This window comes from Pseudophaeobacter sp. C1-32P7, assembly GCF_041008775.1.
Classification (GTDB): domain Bacteria; phylum Pseudomonadota; class Alphaproteobacteria; order Rhodobacterales; family Rhodobacteraceae; genus Phycobacter; species Phycobacter gallaeciensis_A.
In genome coordinates, this window is the sequence record NZ_JAXGFR010000023.1 from 1 (window position 1) to 20627 (window position 20627).

Here is a 20627-nt window from a genome sequence, read left to right on the forward strand (position 1 = left end):
CCGTAGCGCCTCAGCGCCGCCGGTGAAGGGGGTTCTAGTCCCAACTCCAAATACCCGCAACCCCAAAATCAACAAAAACACATTTTTCAGGGAGAAAGATGGAATAACACACAAATACAATCGCTTAAGTCATGTCTCTGCGACGCTAACTGTGCTGCACGCGGTGTCGCCCCTTGGGAATCTCGAGTAAATCACGGCGCCTTTAGACGAATCCAATTTCGCCCACAGGGTTACCCACAGACTCGCCCCGCCTAAGCATGGTTTTGGGCTCCGAATCCAAGGAATCGGGTGGAATCATCGGCCGTCCCGAGGCACCAGCGCCATCGGATACAAAAAGCCCGGCCAATTTGGCCGGGCTTTCCGTGTGATGTATTCTGTCGTTGACCAAAGGCCGAAGGATCAGGCCTTGGCCGCGGTCACGATGAACTCGACCAGGAAGTCGGGGGTGGCCAGCTTGGCTTCGCCGCAGGCGCGTGCAGGCGTGTGGCCTTCGGGCACCCAAGCGTCCCAGACTTCGTTCATTTCGGCAAAGTCCTTCATGTCGGCCAGCCAGATCACCGTCTGCAGGATCCGGGTCTTGTCGCTTCCGGCTTCGGCCAGCAGCGTGTCGATCTGCTCAAGACAATCCTTGGTCTGCTGCGCGACGCTGGCGCCAGCGGTACCGACCTGACCGGCCAGATAGATGGTGTCGCCATGGGTGACGATCTGGCTCATGCGGGGGCCGGTGTGTTTGCGGGTAATTTCGGTCATTGTCCGTCCTAATCTGTTCCTAGGGTCTGAAGTTAATCTGTGATCCGGGATCCGGTCATCCGTCAAAGCGTGCCGGTCTGAGCGCCGCGACGACTTCGGGTTCGATAGCGGGTGTCGCGCCGCTGCACAATGCAACCGTGAGAGCGGCCAGCGCCGGAGCTGTCTGCACCCCGTAGCCGCCCTGCCCGGCCAGCCAGAAGAAACCATCCGCCCGGGTATCGAAACCGACAACCGGGGTCCGGTCGGGCGCGAAGCTGCGCAGGCCCGCCCAGGAGGTTTCGACCCGCGTCACCGGGACGGTCACCGCCTGCTCGAACCGGTAAAGCCCTTCGGCGAGCACCATGTCATCGGCCCAGGCGTCATGCGGCTCGACCGGATCTTCATCAGCGGGTGAGACCATCAGCTTGCCCGCCTCTGGCTTGGCGTACCAGTTTTCCGCGGCCGAGGCGAAAAGCGGCCAGCCTGTGGGATCATAGCCTTCGGGGGCAGGCAGGATCGCGGCAGAGCGGCGCAGCGGTGCCACATCGACTGGCAGGGCTCCAGCCAGTGCCGCAACCTGCGACGCCCAGGCCCCGGCAGCATTGATCACAATGGGCGCAGTATATGTGTCATCACCCGCCTGCACCTGCCAGTCCTGCCCATCGCGGGTCAATGCGCTGACCCGCGCCCCGGTCACGATCTGACCGCCCCGCCGTTTCAACAGGCTGGCATAGCCCGCCAGCATCCGGTCGACGTCGATATCCTGCGCATCCCATTCAATCAGCGCACCCGCAATCCGTTCCGGACGCAGGATGGGAACTAGTTCAACCGCTTGCTCTGGTGACAACCGCTCCAGCCCGACAGCGCCTGCCGCATAAGCCTCAAGCGCGGGCAGTTCGCTTTCGTCGGCCACCAACATCTCGCCGCGCGGTGACAGAAGTGAGCGATCCGAAATACCTTCCGGAATTTCCAGCACTGGCGCCGAGGCCGCGTTGAGGGCGCGCAGCGTGTCATTGCCATAATTGCGGATGAAGATAGCCGCCGACCGGCCGGTGGCGTGATAGCCGGTCTGCGGCTCTGCCTCCAGAACCAGCACCGACATATCGCGGGCCATTTCAGCAGCTGCCGAAATCCCGGCGATCCCGCCGCCGATCACGATGACATCAAAGTTCGCGCTCACGCTTCCTCCTGAAACCCGGTGAGGGTTCGTGTCAGGTTTTCGCCAAGCGAGTCGGAGAGGTAGCCTCCCTCCTGCACAAAGAGAACCGGCAGGCCGGTGGCCGCAATCGCCGCGCCGATGCGGGCAAAGCCCTCTTTGGTCACCGCCAGCCCCTCGAAGGGATCGTCAATCGAGGCATCCAGCCCCAGCGCCACGACCAGCACATCGGTGCCAAAGCTTTTGACCCGTTGCAGGGCGGTGGCCAGGGTTTTCAGGTAATCCTCGTCCCCGGTGCCGCGCGACAGGGGCAGGTTTAGGTTATAACCCAGCCCCTGACCTTCACCGCGTTCCTGTGCATGCCCCCAGAAGAACGGGTAGAACCGCGCCGGATCCGCATGGATCGAGACAGTCAGCACATCGTCACGACGGTAGAAGATACCCTGGGTGCCGTTGCCGTGGTGCACGTCCACATCCAAGATGGCCGGGCGCAGGCCAGCGGCGCGCAGCCGCTCTGCCGCGATGCCGGAATTGTTGAGAAAGCAAAAGCCCCCCGCCAGATCGCCAAAGGCATGGTGCCCCGGCGGGCGCGACAGCACATATGCCGAGCGTTCGCCGCCAAGGATCAGATCGGCGCCGGTGACAGCAGATTGTGCCGACCAATAGGCCGCCTCCCAGGTGCCCTCGGCAATCGGGCAGGCGGTATCGGCTTGGTGGAACCCTGCCTGTCCCACGGCGGATTTGGGATACCCGTCGGTCCGGGCTGCAGGGTGGATGTTGGGAATGACCTCTTCACCGGCTCCGGGAATACGCTGCCAGCGGGTATAGATGTTCTCCAGAAAGGTCAGGTACTCCGCCGAATGCAGCGCTGCAATCGGGCCAAGACCGGCATCCTGAGGCGCCTGAAAGCTGCACCCGGCTGCCACTGCGCCTGCATGCAGAACCTCGATCCGCTTCGGTTGTTCCGGATTGGGCAGAATGGCGCCGTTCGCCATGAAATGCTTTGGATCGTGGTTCCACTGGCGTTCGTCAAAAACCGCTTTCATGTCTCTCCTCTCAGGGCCGCGCATCCGGCCTCATCCAGTATCATTTCCGTCTGCGACACGGCGGGTTTGAACCCGAGCCTGTCGTAAAACCTGCGCGCATCCGGGCTGTCGTCATAGACGTTGAGCTTCAGAAACCGTGCATCCCATCTGCTCTGCGCCTCTTGCAGCACCGCTGCCAGCAGGCGCTGACCCAGCCTTTGCCCGCGCACATCCGCCGCAACCCAAAGGTCGGCCACATAGACCCCGGCCGCTCCGCGCACGGTGGAAAACACCGGCGAGAACAGGCTGGCCCCGACCGTGCGCGCCGCCACAGGCGGGCCTGCCTCGGCCAGTAGCGCGCCAAAGGCGGGATCAGTACCGAACCCTGCGCGCATCAGATCAGCCTCCCCCGCAACGTGGCGATCGCCCAGATCCTGCGACAACTGCGTCAGCGCCCAATGCAACGCAGGCACATCCTGTGCCCCTGCCGGGCGAAACCGGATCTCCATCAGATTGCGGTCCGGTCCGCGCCCTTCAGGGCCAGCATCTGGCGTGCTTCGTCGGGGCTGGCGACCTCGCGGCCCAGGTCCTCGACGATGCGGCGGATCTTGGTCACCTGCTCGGCATTGGTCTTGGCCAGCTGACCCCGGGAAATCATCAGGCTGTCTTCCAGCCCGACCCGCACGTGGCCGCCCATGGCTGCCCCCATAGTGATCAACGGCATCTGGTGCCGCCCCGCCGCCAGAACCGAGAACATGTAGCTGTCGCCAAACAGCTTGTCGGCGATCAGTTTCATATGGGTGAGGTTCTCCGGATCCGGCCCGATACCGCCCAGAACACCGAATACGAACTGAATGAACAGCGGCGCCTTCACGAGGCCCCGGTCCACGAAATGTTTCAGCATATAAAGATGGCTGACGTCATAGCATTCGAACTCGAACCGAGCGCCGCGCTCTTGGCCGATCTCGGTCAGGATCCGCGCCATGTCGCGCGGCGTGTTCTTGAACACCAGATCGTCGGAGTTTTCCAGGAAGGGCTTTTCCCAGTCGTGTTTCCATTCGGTGATCCGCTCGGCCGCCGGATAGAGCGCGAAGTTCATCGTGCCCATGTTGAGGCTGCACATTTCCGGCTCGGCCATTTTCGGCGCCGCCAGCCGGTCCTCCAGCGTCATCACGGCGCTGCCCCCGGTCGAGATATTCAGCACCGCGTCGCTGGCCTGCTTGATGCGGGGCAGAAACGCCTTGAAATGTTCGCTGCTGGCCGAGGGCTGACCGGTTTCGGGATCGCGCGCGTGCAGGTGCAGAACAGCTGCGCCTGCCTCGGCCGCGCCCAGCGCGTGCTCGGTGATCTCATCCGCCGTCACCGGCAGATAGGGCGACATCGACGGCGTATGAATCGAACCGGTGATGGCGCAGGTGATCAGAATCTTGGACATGTCTCAGCCGACTTTCAGTGCGGGGTGTATTTCATCGGTGAACTGGACCAGCGAGGCATCAAGGCCTTCGATGATCTCATCCAGATGGGTGTCATTCACGATCAGCGGCGGACAGACGAGGATATGATCGCCCTCCACCCCATCGCGGGTGCGGCGGGAATAAACGATCAGCCCCTTGTCATAGGCAATATCGACAAACCGCTGATAGGCGTTCAGCCCCTTGGGCAGCGGCGCCTTGCTGTCGCGGTCCGACATAAATTCAATGGCGGTGAGCAGCCCTTTGCCGCGCACATCGCCGATGATTTCGTGCTTCTGCATCAGCCCGTGCAGGCGTGCGATCAGCTTGTCGCCCATCTCGGTGGCGTTCCGGCACAGGTCCTGTGCCTCGATCTCATCCACCACCGCCAGACCAGCAGCGCAGGCCAGCGGATTGCCGGCATAGGTAAACCCATGGGCAAAGCCGCCCGCATCCAGCACCGGGTCGACCAGACGTTCATCGGCGATCATCGCGCCCAGCGGCACATAGCCCGAGCCGATGCCCTTGGACATCACCACGATATCAGGTTGTGCATTCCAGTGCTCACAGCCAAGGAAGGTCCCCGTGCGCCCGGCGCCGGTCATGACTTCATCCATGATCAGCAGCACACCGTAGCGATCACAGATCTCGCGGATCCGCTCCATATATCCGAGCGGCGGCACCAGCGCCCCAGTGGAGGCGCCCCCGACCGGTTCCAGAATAAAGGCAAGAACGCTGTCCGCTCCTTCGGCGAGGATCTTCGCCTCCAGCATGTCGGCGTAATGCAGACCGGTTTCCCTGTCGTTCGGGTCGAGACCATCCAGATAGGCGCGCGGCGCGGGCACCTTTGGCATTTCGCGCATCATCGGCGCAAAAGGCTGCGACAGGGTGGTATAGCCGGTGACGGCCAGCGCCCCCAGGGTGCAACCATGATAGGACGGGCTGCGCGAGATCACCTTCCAGCGGCTGTCCTGCCCGGTGGCCAGAGCGTATTGGCGGGCCATCTTCATCCCGCTTTCCACCGCTTCCGAGCCGCCAGACACGAAGAACACCTTATTCAGACCCTTGGGCATGCGCCCGGCCAGACGTGCAGCCAGTTGTTCAGAGGCTTCGGTTTCGAAATGCAACCGATAGCCGAAGGTGGATTTCTCCATCTGCCGCTGCATCGCGGCCAGCACGTTTTCATTGGAATGCCCGATGTTGCAGACCATCGCCCCGGATGAGCCATCCAGATAGCGCCTGCCATCCTTGTCCCACATATAGACCCCACGGGCCTGTTCCAGCACCGGTTTGCGGCCTCGGCCCTGATAGAAAAGATTGCTCATGCTGTGATCCTGCTCGCGAACGTGTCTTGCGTAAAACCGTCAGGCGCCAGCCAGCGCCGCGCAATCCTGTGGGCGGAATGCGGCAATGACAGATTGCCCTTCGGCAAAGGGGCGGCCGTCGATCATGTTGATCGCCTGTAGCTGGGTGTCCCCAACGCGCAGGAAATACCGGACGGTCTGCCCCTGATAATCGACGGTCTCGACCACGGCCTCGGCGGTGACGAGGCCAGAGGTATCGCTGCCCGGCGCCATCAGCACCAGCTTCTCTGCGCGCAGGACCAGCTTTGCTGCGGCGCCTTCGCTGGCGGCGGCAGCCTTGTCCGCGGGCACGGGAACCTTGCCGAACAGCGGCACGTCCAGCAGCGCGGCCTTGGCGTCGCGGGACACACAGGTGCCAGCCAGAATGTTGGAGGCGCCAAGGAAATTGGCGACGAATTCGCTGGCGGGAGTATTATAGACTTCTTCGGGGGTGCCGACCTGCTCGATGCGTCCGGCGCTCATCACCACGATCTTGTCCGACATGGCCAGCGCTTCGGACTGGTCATGGGTCACAAAGACGGTGGTGACACCGATCTGGGCCTGAATGCGCTTCAGCTCGACCCGCATGTCTTCGCGCAGGTTGGCATCCAACGCCGACAGGGGTTCATCCAGCAGCAGCACTTCGGGTTCGATGACGATGGCACGGGCCAGCGCGATCCGCTGCTGCTGCCCGCCCGACAGTTCCTTGGGATAGCGGCTGCCCACGTCCGGCAGCTGCACCAGATCCAGTGCCTCCTGCACCCGGCGGGCCACATCGGATTTGGGCACATCGCGGTATTTCAGGCCAAAGGCGATATTCTCGGCCACGGTCTTGTGCGGGAACAGGGCGTAGTTCTGGAACACGATCCCCAGGTTGCGCTTGTGGATCGGCACGTCGTTGACGCGCTTGCCACCGATCAGGATTTCGCCCTCGCTCGGATCCAGCAAGCCCGCGATCATCCGCAGGTTCGTGGTCTTGCCGCAGCCCGACGGCCCCAGCAGCGTCACAAAAGCGCCTTCGGGGATTTCAAGATTGGCCTGATGCACGGCCGTGAAGGTGCCAAAACGTTTGACGATGTTGTTCAGGGTGACGGAACTCACGGGGTGCTCTCCGGATGGAAGGTTCAAAGGTGCCCCCTCCCCGTTCGGGGAGAGGGCGGGAGGGATCAGTAGCCCTTCTGGACGCGACCGAAGGTTTTCGACCAGTCGGCTTCGTGACCGTTCCAGAAGTCCGGATCGGCAAAGGTCAGACCATCCAGCGTACCGGTGGGGTCAAAGGCCGGCAGGGTCGGGATCTTGTCACCAAGATCGACCTTGGTCGGATCCAGCGCGGTCGGGTAGTTCTGGCCTTCGGCCACCGCGATCGAGGTTTCCGGCGCCAGCATGAAGTTCAGCAGTTCTTCGCAGGCTTCCATCGGCGAGCCTTTCATCACGAAGAGGCATTCCTGCCAACCGAACCCGTTGGGCGGATCCATGTAACCGATGTCATGGCCCTGCTCCTGCAGCGCAAAGATGCGTCCGGACCAGGCTTCGGTGACGTAGATCTCTTCTTCGGCCAGAAGGCTCATCAGTTCGGCGCCCGACCCCCAGTATTTCAGGCTGAGGTCGCGGTGGGTGCGGACCGCATCCCATGCTGCCTCTTCATCCGAAATCTCGTTCGGGTTCTGGCCGGTCTGCAGCGCCGCGTACCACATGCGGGTGCGCCAGTCGCTCCAGCCTGCGATCTTGCCCTTGTAGGCTTCCTCGATCAGGATCTTGGCGCCTTTTTCCTTCATCTCGTCGTCCGAGATATGCTTGCGGTTATAGGCCAGACCAGTGGTGCCGTAGTCATAGGGCACGCAGGACAGTTTGCCGCCCGACACGCCGCGGAACACATCGACCAGTTTCGGGATCACGTATTCGAGGTTGGGGATGTTGGCCTCATTGAGTTCCGAGCTGAGGCCCAGCGCGTGATAGCGTGCATAGTCGAAGACGCCCGACAGATGCGCGATGTTATATTCGCCCGGCTGGCTGGCCTTGACGCGCGACAGGTATTCGTCGCCACCGCCGAATGTGCCGTCAACAACCTTGATACCGGTCTTGCCGGTATAGGGATCAAAGGCGTGCTTGCGGAAGGCTTCGCTAACAACGCCGCCCCAGCCGTCGAACCGCACCTGCTCGGTGGTCGCCGCATGCGCGTATTTGGCAAAGGGCGTGGACACGCCATAGGCCAGACCCGCCGCGCCGATCAGCCCCAGAAAGCTGCGGCGATCCAGATCACCGTTCATATAGCGCTCGCGGGCGCGCTCATACCGGGTGGTATTGTCCATTTTCTTGGTCATTTCAGTCTCCATGTTGGTCTGTATTTTGTTGGTCTTATTTGGGGAGGGCGCGGTTCTTACGTGCCGCTTTTGCGGGCCATGGCCCGGGCGATGGCTGCACCGAGGAGCGGCAGGCCAACGGTCATCACGATCATTACGGTGCCCAGCGCGTTGATCTCCGGGCTGATCGAGTTTCTCAGCATGGCGAAGATCTGCGTCGGCACGGTTTCCACGCCGCCGGGCTTCCAGAACAGTGTGCCGGTGATGTCGTCGAAACTGATGGTAAAGGCGAAGAGCCCCCCGGCCAGAACGGCGGGCAGCATCAGGGGCAGCGTGACCTGAAAGAAGGTCTGCACCGGCGAGGCGCCAAGGCTCATCGCGGCCTCTTCGACGTCGCGTTTGATCGACACAAGCCGCGCCTGCACCACAAGGATGACGAAGGGCAGCGTGAAGATCACGTGACCTGCCAGCAGGAGGCCAAAGCTCTTGTTGATGCCAAGGAAGTTCAGGAACAGCAGCAGCGCCACCGCAAGCACCACCTCGGGCACCAGGATCGGCGCGATAAGAAGGGTCGAGATCGCATTGGCCCCCGGCACCCGGTAGCGCACCAGCGCAAGACTGGCCAGAACGCCCAGCGTTGTCGAAATCAGCGCTGTCAGCAGTCCGAGGATGATCGAGGTACGAAAGGCGCGCAGGATCGCATCGTTCCCTGCCAGTTCCACGAACCAACGGAAGGAAAATCCGGTCATCGGGAAATTGCCAAACTGGCTGGCGTTAAAGCTGAGCAGCACAACCACGGCCACTGGCAGGAACATGAAGATATAGACGAGGACAGCCCAGCCCCGGATCAGGCTCCAGCCCATGTTGAAACGACCTTCCATCAGCCCAGCCCCTTCATCAGCTGGGCCATGCCCAGGTAGCGGTTATAGATCATCACCAGCGCCCCAAGCACTGCCAGCAGCATCAGCGACAGGGCCGAGCCAAGAGGCCAGTTCAGCTGGGTAATGATGGCTTCGAACACGAGGTTGGCGAACATGGCATCGCGCGGCCCGCCCAGAACCAGCGGGGTGATATATGTGCCCGCGCCCAGCACGAAGCAAAGCAGACCACCGGCGGCCAAACCCGGCAGCGATAGCGGCAGGGTGACTTGCAGGAACGCCTGCCAGCGGGTCGCGCCCAGAGAATTGGCGGCGTTTTCAAGATTGGTATCGATGCCGTCGAGGCTGACGAAGATATTGAGAATCATGAAGGGCAGCAGGAAGTGCACCAGACCCAGAATGACCGTCACCTCGTTATAGAGCATCTGAATCGGCTCATCGATGATGCCCAGCGCCAGCAGCGCCGAGTTGAAGGCGCCGGATACACCCAGAATGTTGATCCAGCTCATCGTGCGGATGATGTAGCTGATCCAAAAGGGCAGCATCAAAAGCAGCAAGAGCACCGCCTTATTGCCCTGCGAACGGGCAATAAAATAGGCAGAAGGGTAACCCATCAGGGCGCAGGCCACGGTGGTGATCGCCGCGATGCGCAGGGTACTGATCAGAATATCCCGGTAGAAAGGATCGCTCAGCGCCTCTTGCCAGTTATCAAGGTAGAAACCCGCCACATCCGCACCAGTGGCGGTGCGCAGCCAGAAACTGTAGACCAGAATAAACAGCAGCGGGACGAACAGTAACAGCGTCACCGCAGACAGGGCGGGGAACAGCAGAATCCAAGGCTGACGCGCCTCTCGTTTTTCGACGGACATGGTCTTTCCCTGTTAACGCCCACTTAATCCGGGCTTGACGGAAGCATGCAAAACCTGATCACCATAGATCAAATAGATAATCAAAATTGTGAATATAGATGGAATCTATGGAAAACGACGGGCGCTTTGCCCCCGAGCGTATTGCCCGCGAGTTGGACTGGAACCTGCTGCGCACCTTCGTGGTACTGGCAGAAAGCCACTCGATCACCGAGGCGGCACAACAACTGCGGCTGAAACAGCCTTCGGTTTCTGCCGCGCTGAAGAAGCTGGAGGACCGCATCGGGCGCAAGCTGATCGACCGCTCGCCGGGGCATTACCAGCTGACCGATGCCGGGCGGCTGCTCTATCGCGAGGCATTGGACATCAACGGCTCCATCCTGCGGTTGTCCACACTGATGCGGGAGCTGACGGATGAGGTGCAGGGCCACGTCAAGATCGTGATGGCCAGCCACGTTGTCTGCCCGCTGTTTGACGAGGTACTGGCCGATTTCCACCTCGCACACCCCAAAGCCACCCTGTCGATCGACGTGCGCACCAGCGCCGCCGCCATCGCCGAGGTGGCTGCAAAACGGGCCTCCTTTGCACTGTGCCTGGTGCGGGATCACAACCCAAAGCTGGAGTACCGGCGTCTGTACCGGGAATTCTTTGGTCTGTTCTGCGGCCCGCGCCATCCGCTGTTCGGGCGCAAGGATCTGAAACTGTCAGATCTGGCCGGGCACAGTTCGGTCAGCTTTGAAACCGACCGGCTGCACGATGTGCTGAAACCGGTGACAGTAATGCGGGCGCAGGCCGAACTGGGCGACAAGGTTACCGGCCTGTCCAGTCACCTTGAGGAAGTTCACCGCATGATCGTGGCCGGTGTCGGTATCGGCCCCCTGCCCGTCCACGTGGCGGCGCGGGATGTCCGGGATGGGCAGCTCTGGCAGGTCCCGCCATATGATGATCTTCCCGCCATCGACGTGCATGTGGTCTGGAACCGCCACGCCGCAAAAAACCGGGCCGAGGAATTGCTGATCGACGGCTTGCTGGAAGCGATTGCAGCCACCCCGATCGAGCAGCGAACCTATCGCTGAATCAGTACTGACCTTGAAACCCGCTTAAAGGGGCAAGCGCCACGCGCCCTTGTCGTCCTTGCAGAACTTGCGCTTTGGCTGCAAAGCCTTCTCCCTACCCTTCATGTGCGCTTCGTGCTGCAACATGATGCAGTTGGCATTTCTGTTGATGATCGTCACCGTACCATGAGCCTCGGTTTCGGGATTGCTCCACGCCTCGACCGTGCCGGTCTTTGGCTGGCTGACGCTGTAGAGGACAGCCTCAGCCTGGATCATCATCTCCATATCCAAAGGCGACAGGCCCGATTCCGCAAGAATACGGCTCAGCGGCTTGCCGATGGAGGGGACGGCAGCCAGAACCGCAATGCTGGCGATGGCGATAACTCTGACAAACCTGTTCATACGTTCGGACCTCGCTAAAAGACTTTTTGATCTAGGCGCACCCGAAAGGCGCTGAATATCAATACACTGCGGTATCCTCAGGCGCATGTCCATCCCATCCACCGGATGGCTGACCGCAATTGTCGCCGTCAGGAAAACTTGCGGAACAGCCGCGTCATATCGAACAGTTCATCCAGCCGTTCATAGCGCTCGCGGGTTTCATCCCAGCCTTCTTCCTGGGTGGCAGCGATCATCGCCTCGAGCAGCATCATGGTGGAGATGTTCGAATCCCATGCCGACGGGATTTCAACCCAGCAATTGAAGGTATAATGGGCAACCGAGGTGATCGGGCTGGCCCATTGGTCCGTGATCAGGATGATTTTCACCCCACGTTCGGCCGCCAGTTCCGCAAGACGCTGCAGGTTGGTTTCATAACGCCGCACGTCGAACATCAGCAAGGTGTCGCCCTCGACCATGTCCAGCACGTAATGGGGCCAGGTAGCCGAAGACGAGGTCATATGCGTCACGTGCTGACGGATCGCCTGAAAGTGGGTGAAGGCGTAATCGGCCAGCGCCCGCGTGATCCGCCCGCCCACCACATAGAGCCGCCCTTCGGTATCAGCCAGCTGGTGCACCGCGCGGTCGAATTGTTCGTAGTCGAGGTTTGAAAAGGTCTGACCAAGGTTGTCCGTCACAGCTTGTGCAAATCTGTTCAGCAGATGTCCCTCGGGCGCCTCGGACGCCCAGTTCGCGCGTCGTTGCGTCGGGCCGGACACCTGCGCCTCCAGCTCTTTCAGCAGCGCCTGATGGAACTGCGGGTAGCCCTTGAAGCCGAGTTTTTGGACCATCCGCGCCACCGTCGGGGTCGAAACCTCGGCATTCGACGCGACGATGGTGATCGAGGCCAGCCCCGCCGCAGGATAGTTTTCGAGCAGAGCATTGGCGAACTTGCGCTCGGACTGGGTCAGCGTCGAATAGTGTTCGCGGATCAGCTCTCGCACACTGGCGGCGGGTTTGGACAAGGGGGCACACCTCTATTTCGGTCGATCAAAAAACGGGCATTCGCCGCATCCTACATCGTGCGGAAAACGACCGCAGAAAAAACTGCCTGAAACGATATTGACAGAAAATGCCCCACGTGAAAACATTTTTCCAAAATCAGGGAGTACTGAATGTCACCGGGCGATTCCAACGCTCTGAGCGAGGCTACCGAAGTCTTCAACGCCGACGGCGCGGGGGAGGTGGTGATCCTGTGCGAGCACGCCAGCCACCACATTCCTGCGCGCTACAAAGGGCTTGGCCTCGCTGAAGCCGACCGCACCAGCCATGCTGCCTGGGACCCGGGCGCCCGGGCGGTGTCGCTCGCGCTGTCCGACGCTCTTGATGCGCCGCTGGTGGCCAGCCGGGTGTCGCGGCTTGTCTACGACTGCAACCGTCCGCCCGAAGCCGCCTCGGCCATGCCGGAAAAATCCGAAGTGATCGCGGTGCCGGGCAACTGTGACCTGACGCCCGAACAACGCGCCGAGCGTGTTGACACGGTCTATACCCCGTTCTGTCAGGCGGTCAGCGACGTGCTGGCAGCGCGCAAGGCCAAAGACCTGCCGACGGTTCTGGTCACCATGCACAGTTTCACACCGGTCTATTTCGGCGAACACCGCGCCGTTGAAATCGGCATTCTGCACGACAGCGACACCCGTCTGGCCGATGCCATGCTGGCCGAGGCCCCTCGCCTGCCGCAGCGTAGGATCGCCCGCAACGATCCCTACGGCCCAGAGGATGGCGTCACCCATTCCCTGCGCCTGCACGGTCTGGAAAACGGGCTCGCCAATGTGATGATCGAAGTGCGTAACGATCTGCTACGCACCCCGCAGGATGAGGCCGCCATAGCCGAAGACCTGCTGGTGCTGCTGCGCCCCGCGCTTGCCGCGCTCAAGGCCGGGAGGCAGGCCGATGCCTAGTTTCATTCTGCGATATGTCCGCATGATCGATGCGCTGAACCGGTTCATTGGCCGGTTCGCGATGTATCTGATCTTTGCCCTGATCGGGGTCCTGCTGTGGTCCTCGGTCTCCAAGACCTTCTTCAACCCGTCGCTCTGGACACTGGAGACCGCACAATTCGTGATGGTCGCCTATTACATCCTTGGCGGGCCCTATTCGATCCAGATGGGATCGAACGTGCGGATGGACCTGTTCTATGGCGGCTGGAGCACCCGAACCAAAGCCTGGGTCGATGCCTTCACCGTTCTGTTCCTGATGGTCTACCTCGGGATTCTGCTTTACGGCGCGGTCAGTTCCACCGCCTATAGCCTTGGTTATTTCGGGATGGAGCCTTTTTCCTTCTTTGGTGACCTCATCTGGACGCTGGTGAGCGAGGGGCCGACCGCGGCGGGTGAAAAACTCGGCTATCTCGAACGCAGTTCCACCGCCTGGCGGCCCTTTCTGTGGCCCGTCAAATTCACCCTCTGCTTCGGCGTCCTTCTGATGCTGCTGCAATGCCTTGCCGAATTGTTCCGGGATATCGGACGCCTGCGCGGAGTGGACCTCTGATGCCTTATGAAATGATCGCCCTCGTGATGTTTGCCGGCATGATGCTGATGCTGATGACCGGCCAGCGCGTCTTTGGCGCCATCGGCTTCGTCGGCGCGGTTGCAGGTCTGCTCCTCTGGGGTACCGGCGGGGTCGAGATCCCATTTTCCGCCGCGATGAAACTGATGAAGTGGTATCCGCTGCTGACGCTGCCAATGTTCATCTTCATGGGCTACGTGCTGTCGGAATCGAAGATCGCCGACGACCTATACCGCATGTTCCACGTCTGGATGGGACCGGTAAAAGGCGGCCTGGCCATCGGCACCATCGGGTTGATGGTTCTGGTCTCTGCCATGAACGGCCTGTCAGTCGCCGGCATGGCCATCGGCGCCACCATTGCGCTGCCGGAACTCTTGCGGCGCGGCTATGACAAGATTCTGGTGACGGGCACCATTCAGGCTGGGTCCAGCCTGGGCATTCTGGTGCCGCCTTCGGTCGTACTGGTGCTTTATGCGATGATCGCACGACAGCCGGTGGGTCAGCTGTGGCTGGCCGGCGTGGTGCCGGGCCTACTGATGGCCACCATGTTCATCGCCTACATCTATTTCCGCGCCCGGATGCAGCCGGACCTTGGCCCGGCGATGACACCCGAGGATCTGGCCGAATACGACCGCGTCAGTGACCATCCGCTGCGCTTGAACCATATCGTTCTGGCCGCACTGGTGCTGATCCCACTGGTGGTGAAGCTGGACTTCGTAGCGCCGAAATCGGCCATCGGTCTAGCGTTGGCGGCCGCGGCGCTGTCCTTTGTCACCCGAAAGATCCCGCTGTTCTACACCGACCTGTTCCTGAAAGAGAAATACCGCCTCTTGTTCTCGGGCGTGCTGCCGCTGGCGATCTTTGCCGCGATGATGATCCCCTTCGTCAACGGCTGGACCTCGCTGGTGGAAAGCTCGGCCATCGGTGCCATGACCGCCTTTATCGCCGCGGTGCTGAAGGGGCGCATGAACAAGGAGGTGTTTGAAACCTCCGTGCGTTCGACGCTGGGCATTTCCTGCATGTTCATGTGGATCATCCTCGCCGCGCTGGGGTTCGGCGCCATCTTTGACGGTCTGGGCGCCGTGAAGGCGATCGAGGATCTCTTCACCACGCAGCTTGGCCTTTCCCCCTGGATGATCCTGATCCTGATGCAGCTCAGCTTTGTCATCATGGGTACTTTCCTTGATGACACAGCGATGCTGGTGATCGTGGCGCCGCTTTATGTGCCGCTGGTCGGGGCGCTCGGCTTTGATCTGATCTGGTACGGGGTGCTTTACACCATCACCACGCAGATCGCCTATATGACGCCGCCTTTTGGCTACAACCTGTTCCTGATGCGCGCCATGGCGCCGCCGGAAATCGGGCTGAAGGACATCTATGTCTCTATCATCCCCTTTGTCGCCGTGATGATCGTGGCGCTGACACTTGTGATGCTGTTCCCGCAGATCGCCCTGTGGCTGCCGGAACTGGTCTACGGAAAATAACCAAAAGAGCCCTGTTCGGGGGCCCTATTTCAACAAGGAGAAAACGAGATGACGACAAGACGTAAGTTTTTGACCACCGCCGGTGCAGGCGCAATGGCGGCGCCGCTCGCCACACCGGCACTGGCACAATCCACCATCAAATGGCGCATGCAGACCTATGCCGGTGCCGCCCTGGCCGAACACGTGGTGAAACCCGCCATCGACATGTTCAACCAGATCGCGGGCGACCGCATGCAGATCGAGCTGTATTTCGCCGATCAGCTGGTGCCCACCGGCGAATTGTTCCGCGCCATGCAGCGCGGCACCATCGACGCGGTGCAGTCGGATGATGACTCCATGGCATCGCCCACCGAAGTCACCGTCTTTGGCGGCTACTTCCCCTTCGCGTCGCGCTACTCGCTCGACGTGCCGGTTCTGTTCAACAAATACGGCCTGAACGAAATCTGGGACGAAGAGTATTCCAAGGTCGGCGTGAAACACATCTCGGCCGGTGCCTGGGATCCCTGCCACTTTGCCACCAAAGACCCGATCCGCAGCCTTGAAGATCTCAAAGGCAAGCGCGTCTTTACCTTCCCGACCGCTGGTCGCTTCCTCAGCCAGTTCGGCGTGGTGCCGGTCACCCTGCCCTGGGAAGACATCGAAGTCGCCATGCAGACCGGCGAACTCGACGGTATCGCATGGTCGGGCATCACCGAAGACTACACTGTTGGCTGGGCCGATGTGACCAACTACTTCCTGACCAACAACATCTCGGGCGCATGGGCTGGCTCCTTCTTTGCCAACCAGGGCCGCTGGAACGAGCTGCCGGAAGACCTGCAGACCCTGTTCCGCGTCTGCTGTGATCAGTCGCACTACTACCGCCAGTGGTGGTACTGGGGCGGCGAAGCAGATCTGCGCGTCAACGGTCCGAAGATGGAACTGACCTCGATCCCCGATGCCGAATGGGCCACCGTTGAAGAAGCGGCCTATAAATTCTGGGATGAGATCGCAGCCGAAAGCCCCACCAAGGCGAAGGTTGTCGAGATCATCAAGAAGTACAATTCTGACATGACCAAGGCCGGCCGCCCCTACCGCTACGGCTGATAGGCCCCGGTCTTTGACCTTTCATCCGGCCCGCCCCCTATATGCGGGCCGGATACCCTGAACAGGAATTCGCCCGCAGGGGCCGGACGGAAACGCGTCCGCCCCTGCGGGCCGCAACACACAAAGGGCCCCTCATGCTCTCCTTCGACACGCTTAAATCTCAGGTTGCCGACGGCACTGTTGACACCGTTCTGGTGTGCCTTGTGGACATGCAGGGACGCCTGATGGGCAAACGGTTCCACGCCAAACATTTTGTCGCCAGCGCCTGGGAAGAAACCCATTGCTGCAACTACCTCTTGGCCACCGATCTGGAGATGGCGACGCCCGACGGCTATGCCTCCACCAGCTGGGAAGGCGGCTATGGCGACTATGTGATGAAGCCGGACCTTTCCACACTGCGCCCGATGCCCTGGCTGGAAGGCACGGTGATGGTGCTTTGCGATGTGCTGGACCACCACACCCACAAGGAAATCCCCCATTCCCCCCGCGCGATCCTGAAAAAGCAGATCCAGCGGCTGGCCGATATGGGCTATGACGCGATGATGGCCACCGAATTGGAGTTCTTCCTGTTCGAGAAAAGCTTTGGCGAGATCGCCAAATCCGGCTTCCGCGATCTGACGCCGATCTCGGCCTATAACGAAGACTACCACATCCTGCAGACCACCAAGGAAGAGCACGTGATGCGCCCGCTGCGCAATCACCTGTGGGATGCGGGCATTCCGGTCGAGAACACCAAGGGTGAGGCCGAGGCCGGTCAGGAAGAGCTGAACATCAAATATGATGCCGCGCTCAACACCGCCGATCACCACACCATCGCCAAACACGCGGTCAAGGAAATCGCCTGGCAGCAGGGCCATGCCGCGACCTTCCTGCCGAAATGGCACCAGGACAAGGTCGGCTCATCTTCCCACGTGCACCAGTCCCTGTGGAAGGATGGCAAACCCGCCTTCTATGACGAAAACGATGAACTGGGAATGAGCCAGCTGATGAAACACTACATGGCCGGGATGCTGAAATACGCCCCCGATTACATGTATTTCCTGGCCCCCTACATCAACAGCTACAAACGCTTCATGAAAGGCACCTTTGCCCCGACCCGGATCATCTGGTCGGTGGACAACCGCACCGCAGGCTTCCGCCTTTGCGGCGATGGCACCAAGGCAGTGCGCGTCGAATGCCGCGTCGGCGGCTCGGACATTAACCCCTATCTGGCCATGGCCGCGCAGCTGGCTGCAGGCATCGCGGGCATCGAGGAACAGCTGGAACTGGCCCCCGCAGCCAAGGGTGACGTCTATCAGGGCGAGACCGGCATGCTGCCCGGCTCCCTGCGCGACTCCCGCGAGGCGCTGAATGGCTCGACCCTGCTGCGCAAGGCATTCGGCGACGATGTGGTCGACCACTACGTGCGCGCCGCCGAGGTGGAAATCGAAGACTTTGAACGCGTGGTGACCGACTACGAAATCGCACGCGGATTTGAACGGGCCTGACGCCACGGCGCCTTGCTCCGGACCCCGAAATACTGACACGGCAGGGGAAAGCCCCCTGACAGCAAACACAAGAGGATGGCATGAGCCAGACACTGAAATGTATCTCGCCGATCGACGGATCGGTTTTTGCAGAGCGTGAAACCCTCTCGCGCGAGGACGCCTTTGCCGCCGCCGAGCGTGCCCGCGCCGCGCAGGCCGCCTGGGCCGCCCGCCCCCTGCAGGAGCGGATCGACCTGGTGATGGCCGGTGTCGCCAAGGTCGGCGAGATGAACGACGAGATCGTTCCCGAACTCGCCCATATGATGGGTCGCCCCGTGCGTTTTGGCGGCGAATTCGGCGGCTTCAACGAGCGCGCCTCGCATATGGCGGAGATCGCCAAGGAAGCGCTGGCCGATATCGAAGTGGGCGAAGACGAGACCTTCAAACGCTATATCAAGCGCATTCCGCAAGGCGTCGTCTTTGTCGTGGCGCCCTGGAACTACCCCTATATGACCGCGATCAACACCGTGGCTCCGGCCCTGATCGCCGGCAATACAGTGGTGCTGAAACACGCGACGCAAACCCTGCTGGTGGGTGAACGCATGGCAGAAGCCTTCCACGCGGCGGGCGTGCCTGCGGATGTGTTCCAGAACGTGTTCCTGGATCACGACACAACCTCTGAACTGATCGCGGCAAAGGCCTTTGATTTCGTGAACTTCACCGGCTCGGTCGGCGGCGGTCAGGCGATGGAGCACGCCGCGGCTGGCACCTTTACCGGCGTTGGCACCGAACTCGGCGGCAAGGATCCGGGCTATGTCATGGAAGACGCGGATATCGACGCAGCAGTCGACACGCTGATCGATGGCGCCATGTTCAACTCGGGTCAGTGCTGCTGCGGGATCGAGCGGATCTACGTGCATGAAAGCGTCTATGACGCCTTCCTCGCCAAGGCGCTCGAGATCGTCAAAGGCTACAAACTGGGCAACCCGATGGATCCCGAAACCTCCATCGGCCCGATGGCCAATGTACGGTTCGCCAAGGAAGTGCGCGAGCAGATCGCCGAGGCACTGGAGATGGGCGCCGTGGCCCAGATCGAAACCTTTGCCGAGGATGACGGCGGCGCCTATCTGACACCGCAGATCCTGACCAATGTCACCCACGACATGCGGGTGATGCGCGACGAAAGCTTTGGCCCTGTCGTGGGCATCATGAAGGTCTCCTCGGACGAGGAAGCCATCAAGCTTATGAACGACAGCGAATTCGGCCTCACGGCATCGCTCTGGACCTCGGATGTGGACCGCGCCCAGCGCATCGGCGATCAGATCGAGACCGGCACCGTGTTCATGAACCGCGCCGACTATCTGGACCCGGGCCTGTGCTGGACCGGCTGCAAGAACACCGGGCGTGGCGGCGGCCTGTCGGTGATCGGCTATCACAACCTGACCCGTCCGAAATCCTATCACCTGAAAAAGGTGACGGGCTGATCATGACAAGCTTGGCTCCCTCCACACCCAAGGGCGGCGACCGCCCGGGTGGGCGCGAATGCGCCCGCCGTGGGGGCGGGCGGGCGCAGCCCGGGCCGCAAGCGCCCCGGGCCATTTATCTCGAAAGGTAGCAACATGTCTCTCGTTGGAAACTGGTCCTATCCGACCGCAATCAAATTCGGCGCTGGCCGGATCAAGGAACTCGCCGAGGCCTGTGCGCAGGCTGGCATCAAGAAACCGCTGCTGGTCACCGACAAGGGACTGGCGGATCTGCCCGTGACCCAGTCCACACTGGACATCATGGAGGCTGCGGGCCTTGGCCGTGGCATGTTCTCCGAGGTTGATCCCAACCCCAATGAAAAGAACCTTGAAGCAGGCGTTGCCGCCTACAAGGCCGGTGGCCATGACGGCGTGATCGCCTTTGGCGGCGGCTCCGGCCTCGACCTTGGCAAAATGGTCGCCTTCATGTGTGGCCAGACCCGCCCAGTCTGGGATTTCGAGGATATCGGCGACTGGTGGACCCGCGCCGACGCCGACGCCATCGCGCCGATCATCGCGGTGCCCACAACTGCCGGCACCGGTTCCGAAGTGGGGCGCGCCTCGGTGATCACCGACAGCGTCACCCACCAGAAGAAGATCATCTTCCACCCGAAGGTGCTGCCCACCGTGGTGATCTGCGATCCCGAACTGACCGTCGGTATGCCGAAGTTCATCACCGCAGGCACCGGCCTTGATGCCTTTGCCCATTGCGTCGAGGCCTTCTCTTCGCCGCATTACCACCCGATGTCCCAGGGCATCGCGCTGGAAGGCATGCGTCTGGTGAAGGATTACCTGCCCCGCGCCTATGCCGACGGCACCGATATCGAAGCGCGCGCGCAGATGATGTCCGCCGCCGCCATGGGCGCCACCGCGTTCCAGAAGGGCCTTGGCGCCATCCACGCCATGAGCCATCCGATCGGCGCGCATTTCAACACCCACCACGGCACCACCAACGCGGTCTGCATGCCTGCGGTTCTGGACTTCAACGCCCCGGTGATTGCCGACCGGTTCAACCAGGCGGCGGCCTATCTGGGTATTGAAGGCGGCTTTGACGGCTTCCGCGCCTATGTGCAGGAACTGAACGACAGCCTTGGCATCCCGCGCAAGCTGTCGGATCTGGGTGTCACCGAAGCCTCGATCCCCGAACTGGTCAAGGGCGCGATCATCGACCCGTCTTGCGGCGGCAACCCGATCGAACTGACCGAAGAAAACCTTACAGAGCTGTTCAAAGCCGCCCTGTAAGGACGCCGTCCATTCGCACGTTCGGCCAAGGCGCCTCCCTGTCTTGCAGGGGGGCGCTTTTCCGTTTCGGGACCCGTGCC

At 61.4% G+C, this 20627-nt stretch carries 21 protein-coding genes; 9 read left to right on the forward strand and 12 right to left on the reverse strand.

Annotated elements, in window-relative coordinates:
• The coding region (locus SM763_RS21090) for a hypothetical protein (protein ID WP_368999640.1) at positions 1-190 on the forward strand (190 nt) is incomplete at its 5' end.
• A gap of 209 nt (positions 191-399) precedes the next feature.
• Here SM763_RS21090 and SM763_RS21095 read toward each other — a convergent pair.
• The 10 genes from SM763_RS21095 to SM763_RS21140 form a co-directional block, all read right to left on the reverse strand.
• On the reverse strand, positions 400-750 hold the full coding sequence (locus SM763_RS21095) for a RidA family protein (RefSeq protein WP_065271736.1): 351 nt from the start codon (positions 748-750) through the stop codon (positions 400-402).
• Positions 751-805: 55 nt separating this feature from the next.
• A complete protein-coding gene (locus SM763_RS21100) occupies positions 806-1909 on the reverse strand; it encodes an NAD(P)/FAD-dependent oxidoreductase (RefSeq protein WP_368999641.1) in 1104 nt (367 codons plus the stop codon).
• On the reverse strand, positions 1906-2931 hold the full coding sequence (locus tag SM763_RS21105; protein WP_065271738.1) for a histone deacetylase family protein: 1026 nt from the start codon (positions 2929-2931) through the stop codon (positions 1906-1908). Before SM763_RS21105 ends, SM763_RS21100 begins: the two co-directional genes overlap by 4 nt.
• A complete protein-coding gene (locus SM763_RS21110; protein ID WP_065271739.1) occupies positions 2928-3419 on the reverse strand; it encodes a GNAT family N-acetyltransferase in 492 nt (163 codons plus the stop codon). Before SM763_RS21110 ends, SM763_RS21105 begins: the two co-directional genes overlap by 4 nt.
• The gene (gene kce / locus SM763_RS21115) at positions 3419-4345 is read right to left on the reverse strand and encodes a 3,5-dioxohexanoate:acetyl-CoA acetone transferase (RefSeq protein WP_065271740.1); all 927 of its coding nucleotides are present in this window, start codon (positions 4343-4345) and stop codon (positions 3419-3421) included. The genes SM763_RS21110 and kce overlap by 1 nt, the downstream gene beginning before the upstream one ends.
• A 3-nt stretch (positions 4346-4348) precedes the next feature.
• A complete protein-coding gene (locus SM763_RS21120) occupies positions 4349-5686 on the reverse strand; it encodes an aminotransferase family protein (protein WP_368999642.1) in 1338 nt (445 codons plus the stop codon).
• Positions 5687-5725: 39 nt separating this feature from the next.
• Positions 5726-6805, reverse strand: coding sequence for an ABC transporter ATP-binding protein (locus tag SM763_RS21125; protein WP_065271742.1), 1080 nt, complete (start codon positions 6803-6805; stop codon positions 5726-5728).
• Positions 6806-6870: 65 nt separating this feature from the next.
• Entirely contained in the window at positions 6871-8013 is a 1143-nt protein-coding gene (locus SM763_RS21130) for an extracellular solute-binding protein (protein ID WP_065273615.1), read from the reverse strand.
• A 68-nt stretch (positions 8014-8081) separates the two neighbouring features.
• Positions 8082-8867: an ABC transporter permease gene (locus tag SM763_RS21135; RefSeq protein WP_065273616.1), complete on the reverse strand. Its 786-nt coding sequence runs from the start codon at positions 8865-8867 to the stop codon at positions 8082-8084.
• 17 nt (positions 8868-8884) lie between these two features.
• A complete protein-coding gene (locus SM763_RS21140; RefSeq protein ID WP_065271743.1) occupies positions 8885-9751 on the reverse strand; it encodes an ABC transporter permease in 867 nt (288 codons plus the stop codon).
• 98 nt (positions 9752-9849) lie between these two features.
• On the opposite strand from SM763_RS21140, the gene SM763_RS21145 reads away from it, so the two are divergent.
• Positions 9850-10824 (forward strand): LysR family transcriptional regulator, encoded by a 975-nt coding sequence (locus tag SM763_RS21145; RefSeq protein WP_368948910.1) that lies wholly within the window; start codon positions 9850-9852, stop codon positions 10822-10824.
• 24 nt (positions 10825-10848) lie between these two features.
• Here the strand turns inward: SM763_RS21145 and SM763_RS21150 are convergent, their stop codons facing one another.
• Both SM763_RS21150 and SM763_RS21155 read right to left on the reverse strand, forming a co-directional pair.
• Positions 10849-11205 (reverse strand): hypothetical protein, encoded by a 357-nt coding sequence (locus SM763_RS21150; RefSeq protein WP_368999643.1) that lies wholly within the window; start codon positions 11203-11205, stop codon positions 10849-10851.
• Positions 11206-11333: 128 nt separating this feature from the next.
• Positions 11334-12206 carry a MurR/RpiR family transcriptional regulator gene (locus SM763_RS21155; RefSeq protein ID WP_274830968.1) on the reverse strand — a complete coding sequence of 291 codons (873 nt, stop codon included), beginning with the start codon at positions 12204-12206 and terminating at the stop codon, positions 11334-11336.
• Between the two features lie 150 nt (positions 12207-12356).
• On the opposite strand from SM763_RS21155, the gene SM763_RS21160 reads away from it, so the two are divergent.
• From SM763_RS21160 to SM763_RS21190, 7 genes are all read left to right on the forward strand, one after another.
• Positions 12357-13142 carry an N-formylglutamate amidohydrolase gene (locus SM763_RS21160; RefSeq protein WP_274869213.1) on the forward strand — a complete coding sequence of 262 codons (786 nt, stop codon included), beginning with the start codon at positions 12357-12359 and terminating at the stop codon, positions 13140-13142.
• On the forward strand, positions 13135-13731 hold the full coding sequence (locus SM763_RS21165) for a TRAP transporter small permease subunit (RefSeq protein WP_368999644.1): 597 nt from the start codon (positions 13135-13137) through the stop codon (positions 13729-13731). The genes SM763_RS21160 and SM763_RS21165 overlap by 8 nt, the downstream gene beginning before the upstream one ends.
• On the forward strand, positions 13731-15233 hold the full coding sequence (locus SM763_RS21170; RefSeq protein ID WP_368999645.1) for a TRAP transporter large permease: 1503 nt from the start codon (positions 13731-13733) through the stop codon (positions 15231-15233). Before SM763_RS21165 ends, SM763_RS21170 begins: the two co-directional genes overlap by 1 nt.
• Before the next feature lie 48 nt (positions 15234-15281).
• Positions 15282-16316: a TRAP transporter substrate-binding protein gene (locus SM763_RS21175; protein ID WP_065271750.1), complete on the forward strand. Its 1035-nt coding sequence runs from the start codon at positions 15282-15284 to the stop codon at positions 16314-16316.
• 134 nt (positions 16317-16450) lie between these two features.
• The gene (locus tag SM763_RS21180; protein ID WP_065271751.1) at positions 16451-17803 is read left to right on the forward strand and encodes a glutamine synthetase family protein; all 1353 of its coding nucleotides are present in this window, start codon (positions 16451-16453) and stop codon (positions 17801-17803) included.
• Positions 17804-17883: 80 nt separating this feature from the next.
• Positions 17884-19266 (forward strand): aldehyde dehydrogenase family protein, encoded by a 1383-nt coding sequence (locus tag SM763_RS21185; protein WP_368999646.1) that lies wholly within the window; start codon positions 17884-17886, stop codon positions 19264-19266.
• 135 nt (positions 19267-19401) lie between these two features.
• Positions 19402-20547: an iron-containing alcohol dehydrogenase gene (locus SM763_RS21190; RefSeq protein WP_368999647.1), complete on the forward strand. Its 1146-nt coding sequence runs from the start codon at positions 19402-19404 to the stop codon at positions 20545-20547.
• Positions 20548-20627 lie beyond the last annotated feature (80 nt).